Annotated in this window: 1 protein-coding gene; it reads left to right on the plus strand. The window is 71.2% G+C overall.

Features of this window, described 5'->3' with window-relative positions:
• A partial coding sequence (locus AC1DQC_RS19960) for an NAD(P)/FAD-dependent oxidoreductase (protein ID WP_477052968.1) occupies positions 1–623 on the plus strand: 623 nt, incomplete at both ends.

Here is a 623-nt window from a genome sequence, read left to right on the forward strand (position 1 = left end):
CTACTACGCGCACGCCGTCATCCTCGCGATGGGCGCCGCGGCCCGCTACCTCGGCATCCCCGGCGAGGAGAAGCTCCTCGGCCGCGGCGTCAGCGCCTGCGCCACCTGCGACGGCTTCTTCTTCCGCGACCAGGACATCGTCGTGGTCGGCGGCGGCGACTCCGCGATGGAGGAGGCCACCTTCCTCACCCGCTTCGCCCGCWSCGTCACSCTSGTGCACCGCCGCGARGAGTTCCGCGCCTCMCGSATCATGCTCGARCGCGCCAAGGCGAACGAGAAGATCCGCTTCCTGACCAACGCCGAGCCGGTCGAGGTGCTGGGCGAGACCAGCGTCACCGGCCTGGTGCTGCGCGACACCGTCACCGGTGAGCAGTCCACCCTGCCGATCACCGGCATGTTCGTCGCGATCGGCCACGACCCGCGCAGCGAGCTGGTCAAGGGCCAGGTCGACATCGACGACGAGGGCTACGTGCGGGTGCAGTCCCCGGCCACCCAGACCTCCATCGAGGGTGTCTTSGCGGCCGGCGACCTGGTCGACCACACCTACCGTCAGGCCATCACCGCCGCCGGCACCGGCTGCTCCGCCGCGATCGACGCGGAGCGCTGGCTGGCCGAGAAGGGCG

The sequence above is a fragment of the Cellulomonas sp. P4_H12 genome (assembly GCF_056400905.1).